At 40.5% G+C, this 18,857-nt stretch carries 15 protein-coding genes, 16 tRNA genes and 2 rRNA genes; 29 read left to right on the forward strand and 4 right to left on the reverse strand.

What is annotated here, in order from left to right:
- The 17 genes from D1B31_RS22425 to D1B31_RS22505 all read left to right on the forward strand — a co-directional run.
- Positions 1 to 128, forward strand: a 23S ribosomal RNA gene (locus tag D1B31_RS22425); the annotation flags it as partial.
- A gap of 268 nt (positions 129 to 396) precedes the next feature.
- A 5S ribosomal RNA gene (gene rrf, locus D1B31_RS22430) occupies positions 397 to 512 on the forward strand.
- A 148-nt stretch (positions 513 to 660) separates the two neighbouring features.
- Positions 661 to 735: transfer RNA gene (locus D1B31_RS22435), tRNA-Asn, on the forward strand.
- Between the two features lie 4 nt (positions 736 to 739).
- Positions 740 to 830: transfer RNA gene (locus D1B31_RS22440), tRNA-Ser, on the forward strand.
- Positions 831 to 848: 18 nt separating this feature from the next.
- Positions 849 to 923: transfer RNA gene (locus D1B31_RS22445), tRNA-Glu, on the forward strand.
- A 4-nt stretch (positions 924 to 927) separates the two neighbouring features.
- Positions 928 to 1,003: transfer RNA gene (locus D1B31_RS22450), tRNA-Val, on the forward strand.
- A gap of 19 nt (positions 1,004 to 1,022) precedes the next feature.
- Positions 1,023 to 1,096 (forward strand) — tRNA-Met (locus D1B31_RS22455).
- 2 nt (positions 1,097 to 1,098) lie between these two features.
- Positions 1,099 to 1,175 (forward strand) — tRNA-Asp (locus D1B31_RS22460).
- A gap of 6 nt (positions 1,176 to 1,181) precedes the next feature.
- Positions 1,182 to 1,254: transfer RNA gene (locus tag D1B31_RS22465), tRNA-Phe, on the forward strand.
- 9 nt (positions 1,255 to 1,263) lie between these two features.
- Positions 1,264 to 1,339: transfer RNA gene (locus D1B31_RS22470), tRNA-Thr, on the forward strand.
- Positions 1,340 to 1,346: 7 nt separating this feature from the next.
- Positions 1,347 to 1,431: transfer RNA gene (locus D1B31_RS22475), tRNA-Tyr, on the forward strand.
- An 8-nt stretch (positions 1,432 to 1,439) separates the two neighbouring features.
- Positions 1,440 to 1,513: transfer RNA gene (locus tag D1B31_RS22480), tRNA-Trp, on the forward strand.
- A gap of 15 nt (positions 1,514 to 1,528) precedes the next feature.
- A tRNA-His gene (locus tag D1B31_RS22485) sits at positions 1,529 to 1,604 on the forward strand.
- Between the two features lie 19 nt (positions 1,605 to 1,623).
- Positions 1,624 to 1,698, forward strand: a tRNA-Gln gene (locus tag D1B31_RS22490).
- Positions 1,699 to 1,702: 4 nt separating this feature from the next.
- Positions 1,703 to 1,777: transfer RNA gene (locus tag D1B31_RS22495), tRNA-Gly, on the forward strand.
- Positions 1,778 to 1,784: 7 nt separating this feature from the next.
- Positions 1,785 to 1,859 (forward strand) — tRNA-Cys (locus D1B31_RS22500).
- A 21-nt stretch (positions 1,860 to 1,880) separates the two neighbouring features.
- Positions 1,881 to 1,962 (forward strand) — tRNA-Leu (locus D1B31_RS22505).
- A gap of 223 nt (positions 1,963 to 2,185) precedes the next feature.
- On the opposite strand, the gene D1B31_RS22510 is transcribed toward D1B31_RS22505, so the two are convergent.
- On the reverse strand, positions 2,186 to 3,439 hold the full coding sequence (locus tag D1B31_RS22510) for an amidohydrolase family protein (RefSeq protein ID WP_118924702.1): 1,254 nt from the start codon (positions 3,437 to 3,439) through the stop codon (positions 2,186 to 2,188).
- 411 nt (positions 3,440 to 3,850) lie between these two features.
- On the opposite strand from D1B31_RS22510, the gene D1B31_RS22515 reads away from it, so the two are divergent.
- From D1B31_RS22515 to D1B31_RS22550, 8 genes are all read left to right on the forward strand, one after another.
- The gene (locus D1B31_RS22515) at positions 3,851 to 5,515 is read left to right on the forward strand and encodes a glycerol-3-phosphate dehydrogenase/oxidase (protein WP_118924704.1); all 1,665 of its coding nucleotides are present in this window, start codon (positions 3,851 to 3,853) and stop codon (positions 5,513 to 5,515) included.
- 418 nt (positions 5,516 to 5,933) lie between these two features.
- The gene (locus tag D1B31_RS22520) at positions 5,934 to 8,951 is read left to right on the forward strand and encodes a fibronectin type III domain-containing protein (RefSeq protein ID WP_158587654.1); all 3,018 of its coding nucleotides are present in this window, start codon (positions 5,934 to 5,936) and stop codon (positions 8,949 to 8,951) included.
- Positions 8,952 to 9,238: 287 nt separating this feature from the next.
- Positions 9,239 to 10,540, forward strand: coding sequence for an ABC transporter substrate-binding protein (locus tag D1B31_RS22525; RefSeq protein WP_118924709.1), 1,302 nt, complete (start codon positions 9,239 to 9,241; stop codon positions 10,538 to 10,540).
- A gap of 18 nt (positions 10,541 to 10,558) precedes the next feature.
- Positions 10,559 to 11,443 (forward strand): carbohydrate ABC transporter permease, encoded by an 885-nt coding sequence (locus tag D1B31_RS22530; protein WP_118924710.1) that lies wholly within the window; start codon positions 10,559 to 10,561, stop codon positions 11,441 to 11,443.
- A 12-nt stretch (positions 11,444 to 11,455) separates the two neighbouring features.
- Positions 11,456 to 12,253, forward strand: a complete 798-nt coding sequence (locus tag D1B31_RS22535; protein WP_118924712.1) for a carbohydrate ABC transporter permease — start codon at positions 11,456 to 11,458, stop codon at positions 12,251 to 12,253.
- A 28-nt stretch (positions 12,254 to 12,281) separates the two neighbouring features.
- Positions 12,282 to 13,067, forward strand: a complete 786-nt coding sequence (locus D1B31_RS22540; protein WP_118924714.1) for a sugar phosphate isomerase/epimerase family protein — start codon at positions 12,282 to 12,284, stop codon at positions 13,065 to 13,067.
- Between the two features lie 199 nt (positions 13,068 to 13,266).
- Positions 13,267 to 14,049, forward strand: a complete 783-nt coding sequence (locus D1B31_RS22545) for an HAD-IIA family hydrolase (RefSeq protein ID WP_338036502.1) — start codon at positions 13,267 to 13,269, stop codon at positions 14,047 to 14,049.
- 35 nt (positions 14,050 to 14,084) lie between these two features.
- Positions 14,085 to 14,807 (forward strand): MgtC/SapB family protein, encoded by a 723-nt coding sequence (locus D1B31_RS22550; RefSeq protein WP_118924716.1) that lies wholly within the window; start codon positions 14,085 to 14,087, stop codon positions 14,805 to 14,807.
- A gap of 74 nt (positions 14,808 to 14,881) precedes the next feature.
- Here the strand turns inward: D1B31_RS22550 and D1B31_RS22555 are convergent, their stop codons facing one another.
- Positions 14,882 to 15,448, reverse strand: a complete 567-nt coding sequence (locus tag D1B31_RS22555) for a glycerol-3-phosphate responsive antiterminator (RefSeq protein ID WP_118924718.1) — start codon at positions 15,446 to 15,448, stop codon at positions 14,882 to 14,884.
- 375 nt (positions 15,449 to 15,823) lie between these two features.
- Between D1B31_RS22555 and D1B31_RS22560 the strand changes: the two genes are divergently transcribed.
- Positions 15,824 to 16,363: a DUF6241 domain-containing protein gene (locus D1B31_RS22560; RefSeq protein ID WP_118924720.1), complete on the forward strand. Its 540-nt coding sequence runs from the start codon at positions 15,824 to 15,826 to the stop codon at positions 16,361 to 16,363.
- 93 nt (positions 16,364 to 16,456) lie between these two features.
- On the opposite strand, the gene D1B31_RS22565 is transcribed toward D1B31_RS22560, so the two are convergent.
- Positions 16,457 to 16,855 (reverse strand): nuclear transport factor 2 family protein, encoded by a 399-nt coding sequence (locus tag D1B31_RS22565; protein ID WP_118924722.1) that lies wholly within the window; start codon positions 16,853 to 16,855, stop codon positions 16,457 to 16,459.
- Positions 16,856 to 16,987: 132 nt separating this feature from the next.
- Between D1B31_RS22565 and D1B31_RS22570 the strand changes: the two genes are divergently transcribed.
- The 3 genes from D1B31_RS22570 (at position 16,988) to D1B31_RS22575 (ending at position 18,048) form a co-directional block, all read left to right on the forward strand.
- Positions 16,988 to 17,638 (forward strand): YdeI/OmpD-associated family protein, encoded by a 651-nt coding sequence (locus tag D1B31_RS22570; protein ID WP_118924724.1) that lies wholly within the window; start codon positions 16,988 to 16,990, stop codon positions 17,636 to 17,638.
- A gap of 72 nt (positions 17,639 to 17,710) precedes the next feature.
- The gene (locus D1B31_RS25095) at positions 17,711 to 17,842 is read left to right on the forward strand and encodes a hypothetical protein (protein ID WP_275670741.1); all 132 of its coding nucleotides are present in this window, start codon (positions 17,711 to 17,713) and stop codon (positions 17,840 to 17,842) included.
- A 132-nt stretch (positions 17,843 to 17,974) separates the two neighbouring features.
- A tRNA-Gly gene (locus tag D1B31_RS22575) sits at positions 17,975 to 18,048 on the forward strand.
- Positions 18,049 to 18,123: 75 nt separating this feature from the next.
- Here the strand turns inward: D1B31_RS22575 and D1B31_RS22580 are convergent.
- Positions 18,124 to 18,792 carry a B3/B4 domain-containing protein gene (locus D1B31_RS22580; protein WP_118924726.1) on the reverse strand — a complete coding sequence of 223 codons (669 nt, stop codon included), beginning with the start codon at positions 18,790 to 18,792 and terminating at the stop codon, positions 18,124 to 18,126.
- Positions 18,793 to 18,857: the final 65 nt, after the last annotated feature.

Below are 18,857 nucleotides of genomic sequence, written 5' to 3' on the forward strand. Positions count from 1 at the left end.
TCAAGATGAGATTTCCCACAGCATTAAGCTGGTAAGATCCCTGAAAGACGATCAGGTTGATAGGTCAGAGGTGGAAGCGCGGCGACGCGTGGAGCTGACTGATACTAATCGATCGAGGACTTAACCAAATAGAAAAGCGGAAGTGTCCGTTTAGCGGCGTATGGACTGGAGCGCTTCGACTGAGATAAAGGAAACACGAAGAGCGTGAGCGATTCGATGTTGACTTATCGTAGGGAGAAGAGCGAAGTACACTAGGCGCTGGACGCTGTAGCTAGACAAATATATTTGATCATTCGTTCTTCGAACTTCTTCTCGCATTATCCAGTTTTGAGGGAATGAAATTTACCCTTGAAAAAACCTAAAAAGGCATTATAATAGTATATGTCTGATTCATTGTCTGGCAGTTATGGCGAGAAGGCCACACCCGTTCCCATCCCGAACACGGAAGTTAAGCTTCTCAGCGCCGATGGTAGTTGGGGCCTTGCCCCTGTGAGAGTAGGACGCTGCCGGGCTTTGATTTATTCCGCAGTAGCTCAGTGGTAGAGACGAGCATCACTTCCACGAATAAGCTGCGAGTTGTACACGCCGAGTTGCTTCTTGTATGGGCTAACTGAGGCGGGGACACAAATGCAAATTTGGAGTATAATCTATGAAAACTATTCCGCAGTAGCTCAGTGGTAGAGCAATCGGCTGTTAACCGATCGGTCGTAGGTTCGAATCCTACCTGCGGAGCCAATGTGGAGAGCTGTCCGAGTGGCCGAAGGAGCACGATTGGAAATCGTGTATACGCTAACCGCGTATCAAGGGTTCAAATCCCTTGCTCTCCGCCATTTACATAATTTTATATTGGCCCCTTGGTCAAGCGGTTAAGACACCGCCCTTTCACGGCGGTAACACGGGTTCGAATCCCGTAGGGGTCACCATTTTGGAGGATTAGCTCAGCTGGGAGAGCATCTGCCTTACAAGCAGAGGGTCGGCGGTTCGATCCCGTCATCCTCCACCATAGTTTTTCATTTTATTGTCGCGGGGTGGAGCAGTCCGGTAGCTCGTCGGGCTCATAACCCGAAGGTCGCAGGTTCAAATCCTGCCCCCGCAATTGGTCTGGTAGTTCAGTTGGTTAGAATGCCTGCCTGTCACGCAGGAGGTCGCGGGTTCGAGTCCCGTCCAGACCGCCATTTAATGGCTCAGTAGCTCAGTCGGTAGAGCAAAGGACTGAAAATCCTTGTGTCGGCGGTTCGATTCCGTCCTGAGCCATTTTAGTATGCCGGTTTAGCTCAATTGGTAGAGCAACTGACTTGTAATCAGTAGGTTGGGGGTTCAAGTCCTCTAGCCGGCACCATTTTTCTGGTGGGGTAGCGAAGTGGCTAAACGCGGCGGACTGTAAATCCGCTCCCTCAGGGTTCGGCGGTTCGAATCCGTCCCCCACCACCATTCTTTGCAGGGGTATAGTTTAAAGGTAGAACGAAGGTCTCCAAAACCTTTGGTGTGGGTTCGATTCCTACTACCCCTGCCAAATTTTATTTTTGTGGCGGTCGTGGTGAAGTGGTTAACACACCAGATTGTGGCTCTGGCATTCGGGGGTTCGATTCCCCTCGATCGCCCCATTCTTTATAAAAAAAATATTGGGCTATAGCCAAGCGGTAAGGCAACGGACTTTGACTCCGTCATTCGTAGGTTCGAATCCTGCTAGCCCAGCCAATTTGCGGAAGTAGTTCAGTGGTAGAACACCACCTTGCCAAGGTGGGGGTCGCGGGTTCGAATCCCGTCTTCCGCTCCATTATACCGGCGGCATAGCCAAGTGGTAAGGCAAAGGTCTGCAAAACCTTTATTCACCGGTTCGAATCCGGTTGCCGCCTCCATAAAGTCCAATTCATTCTTATGCCGGTGTGGCGGAATTGGCAGACGCGCACGACTCAAAATCGTGTTCCGTGAGGAGTGTCGGTTCGATCCCGACCACCGGTATCAATTTGGATCTAAAAATAGCTTTTCATAAAGGACTGTGTGCTTAGTATTTTTACTAAACTCACAGTCCTTTTTTCTTTGTGTCCTGTTCTGGAAAAGCATTCGAGAAATGTTGTGCTGGAGTTAAATTATTCTTATCAAAAAGATTTTGTCTGTCATGGTTTTAAATGAAAAGGTGGTGGACCTTATTATAACGGGTTCTCTTTAAAAGATATTAAAGAACTTATGATTGTTTTAAGAAATCTATTTCTATTTCATTTTTTCGTGGCTCGCGTTTAAACAGATATTCTCCATTCCGAATGGATGCAAGCACTTCTGCACGTTCACGAATGGCTTCATATGCATCTTTTGCATCTAAAACGATCATGTTAGCTGGCTTTCCCGCTTCGATGCCATACTTATCGTTTACTCTCATAATGTTTGCACCGTTATAGGTAATCAAGTCAAATGCCATATTGATTTCATCAATATGGGTATAGTGGGCTAAATGGATCCCGTTATCTAAAATGTTCATCATATTCCCATTCCCTAACGGATACCAGTAATCCGCAATGGAATCTTGCGCAAACGCAACGTTATTGCCGTTATCTAATAACTCTTTCACTCGTGTTAGGCCACGGCGTTTCGGATAACTGTCACCACGCCCTTGTAAATGTGCATTTTCAGTTGGGCATGAAATAAAGTTAATTTTTGATTCTCTAAATAAACCTAACATTTTATTCGCATAACTGTTTTCTACCGAACCAAAGCTTGTTGTATGACTAGCTGTTGTGTATTCACCATAGTCTTTTTCCATAACAAGCGCATTTAATACTTCTAAAAATCTGCTATTTGGATCATCGTTCTCATCACAGTGAATATCAATCATGACGTTATACTTTATTGCCATGTCTACAATACGCTTTAATGATTCAACACCATGCTCATATGAAATTTCAAAGTGAGGGATTCCTCCAACTACGTCAGCCCCCATCTTAAGTGCTTCTTCCATTAGCTGTTCCGCACCTTTAAATCGAAAGAATCCTTCCTGAGGAAATGCGACAAGCTGCAATGTAACGACGTCTTTCAATTCTTCACGCAATTTAAGTAAAGCTTTCATCCCTGTTAGATTAGGGTCGGTAATATCTACATGAGTACGAATAAATTGAACCCCATGGCTCATTTCTTTTTGAATCCCTTTAATTGCACGTTCTCTTACTAATTCTTTCGTCAATGATTTCTTGTTATCACTCCAACGCTGGATCCCTTCAAATAACGTACCTGAAACATTGGCATTTCCTTCTCCGAGCCCCGAAAAGATGTAATCCAAGTGTAAATGAGGGTCGACATATGGTGGCAATACCAATCGGCCTTCTAGATCAATCACTTCATCGGCGTTGCCTAAATCATTACCTATTGCCTTAAATTGCCCATTTTCTACTAGTATTTCATGAGATTCTGGGTTTCCATATATATTCGCATTAATAAATTTTTTCATATAAACATGACTCCTCCATCATTTTTTACGTAATACTTATTATTTCAAAATTTTTCAATCGTACTCATTTGCTTAGAATACTATGTGCTCCATTAATTAGTGTAACAGTTTCAAGGTAAATAAAAAATTTAGCTGCTTTTTGTCTTTGCTTATATAAATAGTAGCAATAGAGTCGATGTACGGCCCTCAACCAGTTTATAAAGAATACATAGTTATGTAAAAAAACATAGGTATCATCCATACTTTGTGTGATATAATACCAGAAAGTGAATAATTCGTCGGGAGAAATCGGAGAGACCATAGAAAGCATTACCGTAAGCGGTAATGTTATTTATGGTCTCTTTTTATTTTTCCTGAACTTACTTTCATATCATAAAAAGGATTTTCTTTATTTAGGAGGGAATTATTGAAATGAAGTTTTCTAACCTGCATCGGGACGAAATCATCAATCAGTTAAAAAATGAGCATTACGATGTTTTGATTATCGGTGGAGGGATTACTGGCGCAGGTATTGCTCTTGATGCCCAGACAAGAGGGATGAAAGTTGCCCTTGTCGAGATGCAGGATTTTTCGGCAGGGACCTCCAGCCGATCAACTAAATTAGTTCACGGTGGACTTCGCTATTTAAAACAATTTGAAGTAAAAATGGTTGCTGAAGTTGGAAAGGAAAGGGAGATTGTTTATGAAAACGGCCCGCACGTCACCACCCCGGAGTGGATGCTGCTGCCTATTCATACGGGAGGGACGTTCGGGAGATTTACTACATCCATTGGGCTAATAGTCTATGATTTTCTTGCGGGTGTTAGAAAAACGGAAAGGCGGTTGATGCTTTCTGCTGAAGAAACATTGGAGAAGGAGCCCCTTCTTAAAAAAACAGGGCTTAAGGGCGGCGGCTATTATGTGGAATATCGAACTGATGATGCTAGATTAACAATTGAAGTAATGAAGGCAGCATGGGAAAAAGGAGCCATTGCCCTTAATTATTCCAAGGTCATTAAGCTTGTATATGAAGGTGGAAAAGCTGCCGGGGTTCTGATTAAGGACAAATTAACCGGTGAAGAATATACAGTCAGGGCAAATAAAATTATTAACGCGGCCGGTCCATGGGTGGACACAATCCGGGAAATGGATCATTCGAAGACAGAAAAAACCCTACAGCTTTCAAAAGGAGTTCACCTTGTCATAAATCAAACCCGTTTTCCTTTGAAACAAGCCATCTATTTTGATACCCCTGATGGTCGAATGGTTTTTGCGATTCCCCGGAATGGAAAAACATATGTTGGGACGACTGATACTTTCTATAAGGAGGATGCGGTTAACCCGGCCATGACAGTAAGCGATCGTGATTACATTATCAAAGCCATTAATTATATGTTTCCTGATGTAAATATTCGTAAAGATGATATTGAATCCAGTTGGGCCGGGTTGCGCCCACTCATTTATGAGGAAGGTAAAAGCGCCTCGGAAATTTCTAGAAAAGATGAAATATGGGAATCAAATTCGGGGTTAATTACCATTGCGGGCGGAAAATTGACCGGCTATCGAAAAATGGCGGAACTTGTTGTTGATTTATTGGCCCAAAAATTTCGTTTGGAAAATGGGATAACATATCCTGCCTGCCAAACTAAACATTTGCCAATCTCTGGGGGGGACATAGGCGGTTCGAAAAATTTTGCCGGCTTTGTGGCAAAGTATCTGCAAAAGGGAATGAAGCTCGGACTTTCAAAGGAAGAAGCGGAAAAATTGGTGAAGTCATACGGGTCCAATATACAATGTGTATTCGATCTGTTAGCCACAAACAGAGAAGATGCAATAAATTATGAAATCCCGCTGGAGTTATTTGCACGTCTTATATATGCGATTGAGTACGAAATGGCAGCTACGCCAATTGATTTCCTGAACCGGCGGACAGGGGCGCTATTGTTTGATATTCAATCTGTTCAAAAATGGAAGAAGCAAGTCGTCGCTTACATGGCAGCCCGCTTTCAATGGACTGGAGAGGAGATCAACCGGTACATAGGGGCGGTTGAAAGGGATTTGAATGCATGTGTCACCCCCTCTGATGATTCTTGTTAATAAGGAAAACAACATTTAAAGATTAATAGAAAATAACATCGGTAACCGTACAAGCGGTCTATCCCTCCTGTGTAGGCGACTAGGTTGAATCCTTTTTGTCTAGCAGGAGGGATTTTTTAGGCATTTAATAATTTTCATTATTAGATTAATCATAAAAATTAATATTGCTAATTTGTTTGTTTTACCATAATATTATGAATAGTTTAACGGAAATTTGAATGGGCAGAGAATGAGAGAAGCCTATGTACATTAACATGTATTACGTTTTGTAATACTGTTATTGGCATAGGTTTTTCTTTTTGTGATTATTTGAATCCATCTGTTCATGAGGTTATGATAGACAGCTTCGGCTTCGCTGATGTTCAACATGCGAGCAACTGCCAGGTTTTCTATATATTTAATAAAGGGAGGTAACAAAATGGGGAACAAGCTTCACAAGTGGTTAATTTATGCAGTGGCAGTTTTATTGGCAGCAGGGAATATATCTTTTTTATTTGTTGCTAAAACGAAAGCTTCCGAAACCGGGGCCGCACCAGCCCTTGTCATCACGGAAATTGTCGTCAAATCGGATGGTGAGGGCCAGCCCTACGAGTATGTTGAAATTTATAACACGACTTCCAATGATATTAACCTGGAAAAGTATCAGCTTCAGTATTTTACGTCTAACATGTCAAATCCGGCCAATCGCTGGCAAATTACAAATAAAACCATCAAAGCAAAAGACACAATGGTCCTTTGGCTGAAAAAATATGATGACCCCAATGTACCGCTTTGGGAATTCAACACCAACTATAATGTGCTATTGACAAAAGACCAAGTGTACGAAGTGAAGTTGACCTCTTCAGCACAAGGGCTTCATGACAGCGCGTTGAGAAAGGTTGGAATTGCAGGAGTGGATGGCGTTCCAATCAGTACAGCCCTTATTAACGAAGGTGGCGCGGACGGCTTTACAAACAGAAGTGTCATCTATCAAATAGCTAATTCTGCCGAGATGGCCAAAATTGAAAATAATAGCCAGGCCACACCGGGAACAGTGATCCCAACTCAGTACAATGGACCAGCCGCACCTTCGGAGATAACTGCTGCCCCGAAGAACCAAGCAGTCCTATTGAGTTGGGAAGCTATAGAGGGTGCTGTAGCGTATAAAATATATGTATCTCCCAGCTCAGAATTAAAGACGGTTTCGGATGGAACCTCCTATACGATTGAAGGATTAATAAATGGCCAAGTTTATGAATTTAGGATAACATCCATCGACAGTGAAGGAAATGAATCGCCAAGCAGTCCAGCTGTCAAAACCACTCCACAGGAAATAGTCGATACAGAGGCGCCAGCACCGCCGACAGGACTAATATCGGTAAGTGGAAAAGATTATGTAACTCTAAGCTGGAATAAAAACAGTGAAAAAGATTTAGCCGGCTACAGTCTGTATATAAATGGAACGGTTTATGGAACATCCGAAACGAACAGTACCACCGTTTCACCCTTAAAATTAGGGAGGGAATACACTTTTGAGGTAACGGCCTTTGACTTTGCAGGCAATGAATCGGTTAAGTCGTCCCCATTAATTGCAGGTCCGAGTGAAACGGTACCTATCCCCCAACTCCTTATTACCGAAGCAGTTCCTGATACCGACAATTACGCTGGCTATGATGCATTCGAGTATATTGAGGTATTTAATAATAGTGCCCAACAAGTTGATTTAAAAGGATATCGAATAAAGTCCGGCAATTGGAATATGGAAATTACGGACACATTAATCATTGATTCCTGGGACAGTCATGTTTTTTGGACAAGAAGGCAAGAAATTGCGCCTATACCATCACTTGCCTTCAATCATTATTATTTTTCTTCCTACAAAAGCAAATATGTAGATGATGCACGTTTGACGATCCTTGAGAATATCGGTGGATTAGTAAATAGCGGCACACAAACAGTGACAATCTTAAACCCACAAGGTGTGGAAGTAGTTAAAGCTAATTATTCTGGTGATTTAGTATCACTTGGAAACTCGATTGTTTTTTCTTACCCGAAAGATGGAAGCATTACAATGGAAACGTTGGCTGGACATCATAAGTCGACTCCAGGCTGGGTTGAGGAAAATCAGGCGCCACCAAGAACAATTGCTGACGAAGTTCCTCCGTTTGGGCCGGCAAATATAAGGGCAGAAGCAGGACATGGTGAGGTGCGGGTAATGTGGGATCTAAATGAAGAAGATGATATTTACCGCTACCATATTTATAAGGATGGAATACTGGAGTTTTCAGTACTTCCTTCTAAACAGGAATATACGCTATCTTTGCTTATGGGTAATAAGGATGTCGTATTGGAAATGGCTGTAGAAGATATTTCTGGGAATATATCCCGAAAATCAGCGCCAATAACTGTTAGGCCTGCTCATCAATTGATTACGCAAGAGGAGAGAACGCCTAATCTAAGGGATCCAAAATATCAAGGGTTATGGGACATAAGTGAAGATGGACCAATCATTCCAGGATTGGTTCAAGATTTAGTTCCGCAAGGGATTGCTTATTACAAGAAAGAGGATTGGGTTCTAACAATCAATTATTTGGATGATGGGAGACCGGGAACGTTAACTGTAACGAATGCAACAACAGGTAAATTGCTCAAATCTGTTACCTTGTATAACACTGATGGTTCACCATATACGGGGCATGCGGGAGGGCTAACTGTCAGTAAGGAGCATGGCTGGATTGCGTCAGAGAACTATTTGTTCCAATTTAAGCTTAGCGATCTAGTAAAAGCAAAAAGCAATGATGAAATACAGTTTATTAATCAAATTCCAGTTCCGGTAAATGCCGCCTATAACGTATATGATGAGGGGATTCTTTGGATTGGAGAGTTTTATGAGGAAAAATCGTATCCAACCGATCCATCACATCATTTGGTGAATCGCAAAGGAATTACCCATTATGCTTGGATGATTGGTTTTGACCTGCAATCAAGCAATGATATGCTATCCAAAAAGCAATGGTCCGGAAAATTGGACGAACCGGCGATTCCTGATTATGTGTTATCAACAACAGAAAAGGTTCAAGGAGCCATTGTCCAAAAAAAGGGAATAACATTAAGCACTTCTTACGGTAGAGCGAATGACAGTGTTTTATACCGCTATGAACATCCTTTAAAGGAGGCGGCGCATGGTACGGTTAGTGTTGGCGGAAAAGAGGTGCCGCTATGGTTTTTGGACGGAGCCGGATCGAAACCTCGTGAAAGTATTGAGGCGATTCCAATGCCGGAGGGTATAGTTGTCGTTGGAAGGGAGCTCTATGTCCTGTTTGAGTCTGGGGCGAATAAGTATCGATATACTACTACCTATCCAATGGATCGCATGCTTAAGATCGACTTAAAAACATTAATGAAGGATGATAAGGATATTATTAAGGAAGAGCGAAAGAACAGTAAAGGCGAATAAAAAACCGTTATTAAAGTGTAAAAGTTATTAAACTTTACAAACCCAGTATTGACATTCTATTAGCTACTGGATATAATTTTTTTAAATATACGAAATATTTTAGTAATTGAATCGGGTGGAGACTAGGAGAACCCCTAAAAATTCATTGGTTGAGAAACTATCATGTTTTCTTAACCTATGATTTTTGGGGTTCTTTTCTACTTTCTCAAAATAAAGGAGGTTTTTTTACCAAACGTGTGGAAGTAAATAATGTTTGCAAATGTTGTCATAAAAAGGGGGATAAAACGATGAAAAAAATACTTTTAGTTGGGATTACTTTTATGCTTCTGATTTTTGTAGCTGCAGGATGTAATCAAAAATCCAACTCCGCTTCCGACACAAAAAAAGGGGAAAAGGTTGAATTGACATGGTACTTCCCGATTGCGGTTGGTGGACCATTAACTAAAATTATTGAAAAAATGGCTGAGGATTTTACAAAGGAAAATCCTGATATTGTGATTAAGCCTGTTTATACGGGAACCTATGATGAAACAATGACGAAGGTTCAAACAGCCATCCAGGGGAAAACATCCCCCGATCTTGCAGTACTTCTTTCTACGGAACTTTATACTTTATTGGATATGAAGGCCATTACTCCGTTAGATGAGTTCTTTACTGGAAGCGCTTCAAAAAAGGCTGACAGCTTCTATCCTGCATTTATGGAGAACTCGCAAACTGATGGAAAGACATATTCACTCCCTTTTCAAAGAAGCACGATTGTTCTTTATTACAACAAGGATGCATTTGCAAAAGCAGGCTTGGATAAAGAACAGCCGCCTAAAAATTGGGACGAGCTCGTGGAGTATGGCAAGAAGTTAGTGGATTCCGGTATGAAGGCTGGCGTGGAAATCCCATCGACTAACTTCCAATATTGGATGTTTCAGGCACTCGCACTGCAAAATGGTAAAAATCTCATGAGTGATGACGGGAAGAAAGTTTACTTTGACACACCTGAAAATGAAGAAGCACTTCAATTTATGATGAACTTGGCCCAGAAACATAAAATAAGCCCTAATGGGGTCATTGATTGGGCAACAGCGCCTTCGGATTTCCTGGAAGGCAACACTGCAATGCTTTACCATACAACCGGGAATCTGACGAATATTAAAAACAACGCGAAATTCGACTTTGGCGTGGCCTTCCTGCCGGCTGGCAAAAACTATGGTAGTCCAACTGGCGGTGGAAACTTCTATATCTTCAAAGATATTTCTAAGGAAAAGAAAGAGGCAGCCTGGAAATTCATTGATTGGGCAACCCAGCCGGAGCGTGCGGCCCAGTGGAGTATCGACACAGGCTATGTTGCAACAAGTAAAGCCGCCTATGAGACGGATGTAATGAAGGAATATGTTGAATCATTCCCTCAGGCAGTCGTGGCAAGAGATCAGCTTGAGCATGCCTCTGCTGAATTATCAACGCATAACAACGGAAAAGTCTATAAGATTATTAACGATAATATCCAGGCAGCCATTACAGGCAAAGCCAGTGCGAAAGAGGCATTGAAGAAAGCGCAGGAAGAAGCTGACCAAGTTCTAAAACCATATAAAAAATAAGAACTGAGGAGATAGGAAATGAGAAGAAGCACCAGTATTACACATAAACTAACACCGTGGATTCTTCTCCTTCCATCTCTCATATTCCTCGTGCTGTTTACCTTTTACCCAATTGTTAAAACAGTGTACCTAAGTTTTTATAATAGTGAAATGGGAGTTTCCACTCCCTTTTTTGTGGGATTTGATAACTTTTCACGCATGATGGAAGATGAGATCTTTTGGAAGGTATTAAAGAATAATATAATATTTGCGATTGGTACAGTACCTGTAGGGGTTGGGTTAGGTCTGTTGATGGCAATCCTGATTAACCGCTCAATTTTTTGGAATGGGATTGTGAAAACTTTTTTCTTCTATCCTGTTGTTATTCCAATTATTGCTGCCGCAAATATTTGGTTGTTTATTTATACGCCTGAGTATGGAATGTTAAGCAAGGTTTTATCTGTCTTTGGCATTGAAAATGTAAATGTTCTAGGTCATTCAAATACTGTTTTGTTGGGCATGATGGTCATGCTAATCTGGAAAGAAGCCGGCTTTTTCATGATATTTTACCTGGCTGGCCTGCAGAATGTTCCGCGAGAGTTGTATGAGGCATCAATGATTGATGGGGCATCGGGATGGTACCGGTTTAGAAAAATAACGTTCCCGTTAATAATGCCAACAACACTGTTTGTTATGATCATCGCTATTACAAATGCATTTAAACTAGTCGATCATTTAGTTGTGATGACACAAGGCGGCCCTGATAATGCAAGCAATTTATTACTCTACTATATTTATGAAAATGCCTTTAAGTTTATGGATTATGGAATGGCGGCAACATTAACACTGGTTATGCTCGTATTATTGGTTATCATATCTTCCATCCAGTTTTTCTCGGTTGATAAAAAAATCCATTACAATTAAGGAGGCCCAAAAATGCAGAGGCTTGTCACATTTTCAACTTACTTTCTTGCAATTTTATGGGCGATTCCTCTTTTTTGGTTAGTCCTGACAGCATTTAAGCCCGGGAGTGAGGCTACAAATCTACTTTCAATGTCCTTTACATTAGATAATTTTAAAGGCGCATGGGAGTCAGCTCCCTTTGGACAATATTATTTAAATACGACGATCATCGTCATTGGCGTTTTAGCCGTTCAATTATTTACGGCTACCCTGGCCGCCTATGCGTTTGCCAGGTTGGAATTCAGGGGAAAAAATATCGTTTTCATGTTGGTGCTTGTCCAGATTATGATTCCGGTAGACGTATTGATCTTCCCAAACTACAGCATTATTGCCAGCCTGGGCTTTGTTGATACTAAACTTGGCATCATGCTTCCTTATTTTGCTTCAGCCTTCGGTATTTTTCTGTTGCGGCAAACCTTTAAAGGGATTCCTTATGAGCTTGAGGAAGCGTCGAGGATGGATGGATGCAACCTTCTACAAATCATTTGGCATGTGTATGTTCCTTTAGCGCGGCCAACCTTTGTTGCATTCGGGTTAATTTCGGTAAGCCACCAATGGAGCAATTTCCTTTGGCCATTGATTGTCACCAATTCAGTAGAAAACCGTCCATTAACGGTGGGATTGTCCATTTTTGCAAAATCATTTGAAACTGGCGCCCAATGGGGAGTTGTAACGGCAGCGACACTTCTTGTTATCTTTCCGATGCTGTTGGCATTCTTTATTTTCCAAAAACAATTCATTAGCAGTTTTATGCATTCCGGAATAAAGTAAAAGATTGATAAATGACTGAGGGATAATAATGAAAAGTGTTGTGTCATCTTATAATTTAATTGACTTGCAGATTGAAGAAGCCATTCAAATAATTTTAGGAAATGGTTGGAAAGCGATCGAAATCATGTGTGAAGGCCATGGCTACGAAATGCTTTCGTGGAGTAATGAAAAACGAAAAAACCTTCGCAGCTTATTAAATGAGTATGGAGCCTCAATCCATTTTCATGCTCCCATTACAAAATTTAATCCTGCAAGCGATGATGTCGCTGCTGGATTAAAAGCAGATGAGGTGTGGGGGCAGTGCATGGAACTTGTGGATTTTTTCGAAAGTGATTATATTCTCTTTCATCCTGGAAGGTCAAATAACCATAAGCGGGGATTAGAAAATATCCAAAAGTACTTTCAGCAAAAATGCAGTGATTTGCCAGATCAGGCAATGTTAATCTTGGAAAATGTACCACCGTATAAAAATGAAATTGGCACAAACAGCTCTGATTTGTTGGCAATTATTGATGGCTTAGACAAAGAGAAGGTTGGGATATGTTTTGATACGGGCCATGCCTTTTTGTCTAACAGAAGCAGCTTTCATCAAGAGTTGCTGGCTCTTAAACCTTATATTAAGGTCTTTCATCTTAATGATAATCACGGATTAACAGATGAGCATTTAGCGATTGGAGATGGAGAAATTCCATTTGATCCAGTTATTCAATTGATAAAAGAGGAAAACACCAGTTATTTTGTAAATTTCGAAATGAAGTCATTGGATTTTGCAAATAAATCTCATGTTGATTTAAAAGGTTTACTTGGTGTTTAATTATTTTTAACCTATTTCGTCGCGTTACGTCATATTAATAATAATTGTGCATGGGGAAGAGATGAGGAGAAATCCCGGCTATTTTAAACCTTTCGAGGTTTATTATAGCTGGGATTTTATTTTTATCCTGGCTGTGTTAAACGTCCGTGTTGAGTTTGAACTCTCGTTAATTTGCATAATAATATTCGTGGAGGATGTCATGATGATTAAGGGATTTATTTTTGATTTAGATGGAACGGTCTATTTAGATGACCAAGTGATTGATGGGGCGGTTGAAGCTATTAAAAAATTAAGAGAAAGAGGTCATAAAGTCATTTTCTTAACAAACAAGTCCATTGCTACCCGTTATGACTATGTGAACAAGCTTAACAAACTAGGAATCAACGTTTCTCTAGATGAAGTTGTTAATTCGAATTATATAACTGTGAAATACTTGAAGGAATATATGAAAGAGGAGGATGCGGCGTTAGTTATTGGTGAAGAGGCGTTATTTGAAGAGCTAAAGGAGGAACATATAAAACTAACCAATGATCCTAATCAAGCAACCTACGTAGTGTTAGGATGGGATCGTCAGTTCAATTATGAAAAACTGAATGCTGCCTATCAAGCCTGGTTGAATAAGGCAATAATCTTGGCAACGAATCCGGATCGAACTTGTCCAGTTTACGGGGGAGGACAAATCCCCGATTGCGGTGCAATGATTGGTGCTTTGGAAGGGGCTACAGGGCAGCCGATTGATTCTATTATTGGAAAACCATCGCGATTAACAGCAGAGTTCGTTGTCAATGAAATTCTTGAGTTAAAGCCGGAACAATGCTACATGGTCGGTGATCGGTTAGAAACGGATATTCGAATGGGGGTTGAAAATGGGTTGAATACAGTTCTTGTGCTAACAGGAATTACGACAGCCGATATGGTAAAGGATGCTTCTTATAAACCCAAATATGTTCTTGAAAGTATTAAGGAGATTGTAAACTTATAAAGGAAACTCAAAATGTCATAATAGATAGTAGGAATATGGTAGTAAAGGAAGGGGTATTTCAAACGATACTTCAATCAATCGATATAGAAATGCTAATGAAACTCCTGATTTCAGCAGTCTTGGGATTGGGCATAGGTCTGGAACGTGAATTAAAAAGGAAGCCATTCGGATTAAAAACAAGTTTAGTTATTTCCATTGTAAGCTGCTTGTTAACGATTGTGTCAATTCAATCTGCCTATTTATTCCCAGGATCAGAGTTTATTAACATTCAAATGGATCCTCTCCGCTTGGCAGCGCAAATTGTCTCTGGGATTGGATTTTTGGGTGCTGGGGTTATTTTACGGAGAGAGGATGACACGATAACAGGTATCACTACAGCAGCGATGGTGTGGGGAGCAGCGGGAATTGGAATTGCCTGTGGAGCCGGCTTTTATATTGAGGCGATTATGGGAGTGGTACTCATCATCATTAGCGTCGAGCTTATTCCCAATGTCGTCGGTTTGCTTGGGTTTTGGAAATTTAGTTCAAAAGAGTTTACCTTAAAGGTAATTTTAAAGGATAGGGCGTTTATCGGAGAAGTGATTAGAAAAATAGAGGAAGATCACATAAAGATTGAAAATGTCAGAATTAAAGATTTACTGGATGGCTCTTTTCTTGTTGATTTAAAGGTAAGAGCCAGCCATAAAATGTCAACATCAGAAATTTATGATGAAATATCAAAAATCAATCATATTTATAGCACTGAAATAGCGGGTTAAGGAGAGGCAGTCTAGCGAAAGCAGGTCTGCCTCACTTTTTTTGCATCTTTAGACTTTATATGATGTTTACTTCATCATAAATCAAAATTCCACAATGCAGGATTTCCAGACGAAATTGCTAAGGCCCCAACTTCAAGCCCTTGTAAAATATCTTGTTTTGAACTAATTAATCCCCCGGCAATAACTGGAATATTCACCGCTCTCGTTAATCGATCAATAATAGTCGGCATTAGTCCCGGCAATACTTCGATAGCATCAGGTTTGCAAGAAAGACTCATTTCAATCCCCTTTGAAATGGCAGCACCATCAATGAGGAAAATCCGTTGAATCGTCATCAGCTTTACTTCTTTTGCGTACTTAATAAGTGAACTCTTTGTTGTTATTATTCCAGTAGGCTTCCATGTATAGGCGATGAATTGAATCGCACTCTTTGTATTAGATATTCCCTCAATAAAGTCAATATGGATAAAAATCTGTTTGTTTGCTTTTCGCAAACGGTCAACATAGTCCTTCATATTAATTAAATTCCCAGTTAAGAGAAACACAATGTTCGCCTTGCTGTTGATTGCTTTATCAATATCCGCCTCCTCTTTCACGGATGCAATAACTTGTGACTGAACTAAATCTACAATATGAACCATTACGATCGCTCCTAATACAAATCAATTTAAAATATTGAACAAGCCTTCAATCTACTATTTCTAATCTTAAATGTTATTACTATTTTACTAATATAATCATAAATTTGCAGTAGTTAATAAAGAATCTTCAGAAAAATGATAAGATTGTCGGTTCGATCCCAACCGCCGGAACCATACAAAAAGACCCTAACAGATTGATCTAGGGCCTTTTTTGTATCCATACTTATATGTAATCTAGACTAAAGAACTGGAAACCTTTCCAACTTTTGACCGTATTTCATTTTATGTGAGTTTTATGGAAGGAGAATTAACTATTTTATAGAAACATTTATTTAAACCAGGTTTACAGATATACCAAAGGGTGGAGGGAAGCATGTGCAGCGAAAAAGAAAAGCCAGAAAAACTAAAGTCATATTGGTTCTCTTTATCTTTTTATTGGCGGCTGGCGTAACTGCCGTTTTGGTCTGGCCTCAACTGCTGCCAAATAATACACTGGATAATCCAATCGGTGAACATTTAAAAAATAAAGTTGAAAGTAAAAGAGATTCCTATGTAAACAGCCGGGGGCAAGTCAACGACGAGAAGCTTTTTACAGAAAATATGAGTGAATATGCTGTCCAGGATGCCATCCACTTTATGAGTCATCAAAAAGTGAAAGCCGATGAGAAATGGGGAAGCCTCCAATTAACGGAGGAAAGGGTGGACCAGCTGATTGGCATCATTGAAAACAAACGAGGGCAATATGTACATGCGGAATTGTATCTGGATATCCTATATCGCTGGAAAGAAGGTGACTTTACTCAAGCAAACGAGGACCATAATGCTATTTGGGATTTAAAAGGCGGAACGATTGGAAGGGCAACTGGTATTTTAAGCCCGGAAGAGGAAGAACGGTATATCGAGAAAAACTTTTAATTTAGTATAAAAGAGACCATCTACAATATAGAAGGCCGATTGTTCAAAAAGAATCGAATTGACCAATCGGCCTTTATTTATATGGCTGAAATATTAAAACATCCCGTTTTCATTTGGCGAATCTTCCGGTATTGGCTGGCCCACATCCCATAATTCAATGATTTTGTCCTCTTTGAAACGAAAAATATGTACTACAGCCCCTCCAAGTTCTTCAGGATTTTGCTGCACATGGGAGTGAACCACAACGATATTTTCATCTTGTATCGCACGCTTGACGTCAAGCACCTTATTTGGATTTTGGACTTGGCTTTCTTCCATAGCGAGCATAAGCGATTCTGCATCCCCACGGAAATACGGGTTATGGTGGGAAAAATCAGATGATATGTAAGTCTGGTACGCCTCACGGACTTTGCCTGATGCTACGAGCTGAAGGAAAGAGACTGCTATCTCTTTAAGTGAATGGTTCGCTTTAGAATGGAGTTCTGAACTCATTTTCATTCTCCTTTCAATTCAAGAATTATTTTGTGTTAGAATTAAATGAAGTTTAAGGTATAAGTATAGCCAAGTCAATGAAGGAGTAATGTTTTGAAAAAATGGTGATAACAAAAATAAAGGAGTCACATCATGACGATTATTAATAAATTGAAATTGGACAAGTATAAGAATTTGGCAGTTCTTTATCAACCGAGTGATTATCATATATTTGATGGATCTAAAACGGAATTGACAGGAGAACATGACGCCATTTTCGTATTTGTAGAAACGATAGATGAAATGGTTAATCAAACAAAGAGAATAATCAAAGAGCAGCAGTTACTTGAAAAAGGATACTTATTTTTCGCCTATCCGAAAAAAGGGAATAAACGATATAAAACATACGTACATCGCGATGAAATCTTTCCGGCATTGAAAGTTGATGAGGATGGGTATGTGGAGAACAGCGAATTGAAATTTTCACGGATGGTCAGTATGGATGATGTATTTACAGTTGTGGGATTAAAGCGGGAAAAGAAGAAAGCTCAAAAGTCAACGACGGCAAGCCAGTGTGTTGGAGATTATGAGGAAAATGTTAAAGATATTGAAGAGTTATTAACTGACTATCCTAATGAACTCAAATCATACAAGGAACTAACCCCAGGCTATCAAAGGGACTGGGCCCGCTATATTTTTTCCGCTAAGCAAAAGAAAACACGCGGAAAGCGCCAGGAGCAAATGGTTGAGATCTTATCGCAAGGGTATAAGTCAGTTGATTTATACCGGCAGAAAATGAAATAAGAGTACAAGTGGCTGGGTGAACAATCGATGAGGAAATAATTTATCCAGGCACACAAGAGGAGCGGGGGAAGTATGGAGATATTGGTAATGGTCATTTTATTTGTATTTTTGTTTGATTTTGCCCGGTTAAGAAAACAAAATGATACAATTATTGAGCAAAATGAGCGGATGATTTCCATATTGAAGGAAATCAAGAGTAAATAGAATACAAAAGCGTTCCTTAAAGGTTAGGAACGCTTTTTTTGACAAAATAGTATTGACAAGCCGGGGTACCAAAGATAGAATAGATATTGTCATTTAAAAACCTTTCGACAAATTCCGCCAAAATTCTACTGTGCGGGTGTAGTTTAATGGTAAAACTCCAGCCTTCCAAGCTGATGTCGTGGGTTCGATTCCCATCACCCGCTCCATAAAATTGTTACTAACGCAGTGTTTCGCAAAGACGAGGCATTGCGTTTTTTAATAGTTTCATGATACAGTGCGGATTAGCAGCCGATGACAGCACTAGAGCCTTCCCCGCCATGGACCTGAATAAACATGTCCCTGAGTGACTTTGTCATTTTCTCAGCTTCCTCACAGCTTAAGGAAGGACGATGGTAGATGATTTGCAGCGCGTTGCGCGTTTCTAGTGTTACCGGTGCCCTGTCGGAATCGACGAATGGGCTGCCAAAAGGCCCCGAACCGTCCGCTGACACAATCAAGTTTTGCAAAGAGTTCATTCTTCCGTTCAATCCTCGGTACTCCTCCTCGCCCGTGCCAATCCTTACTGTTATGTCCCCTTCTAGTTTATCCGTATCATAAACGCCGATCGGCACCTGATATTGTAGTGAGAAAAAATTATTCAGGTCTATCGCGCTTTGGATGGATGGGAGGTAATTCTGCTTCCGGACGCGGCGGTAGAGGGCTTCGGCGGAATGCCGATAGCGGTTCGGGTCCTTGCCGGTCGTTTTAAATACAGAGCGCCACTCGCTTATACCCTCGAATTCCGTCACATTCTTGTCTTCCAAATCAAAGAACAGTGACTCCTGGAATAGTTGCAGCCTTCCTTTTAACATTTGCGGCGAGTCACTGACAACTATGTTATTGTAATGAATGATTCCGAGCTTAAAACCTGGAATAAGCTCTGAAAGTTCGCTTGAAATATGGATTTCCAAGTAATACACCTCCAAATTCACCTGGAAATAGTTTATCATATAATGTTGAGGAGATTGAAATTAAT

Origin of the sequence: Neobacillus notoginsengisoli, from assembly GCF_003515685.1 — a bacterium.
In the GTDB taxonomy this organism is placed as follows: Bacteria; Bacillota; Bacilli; order Bacillales; family Cytobacillaceae; genus Bacillus_D; species Bacillus_D notoginsengisoli.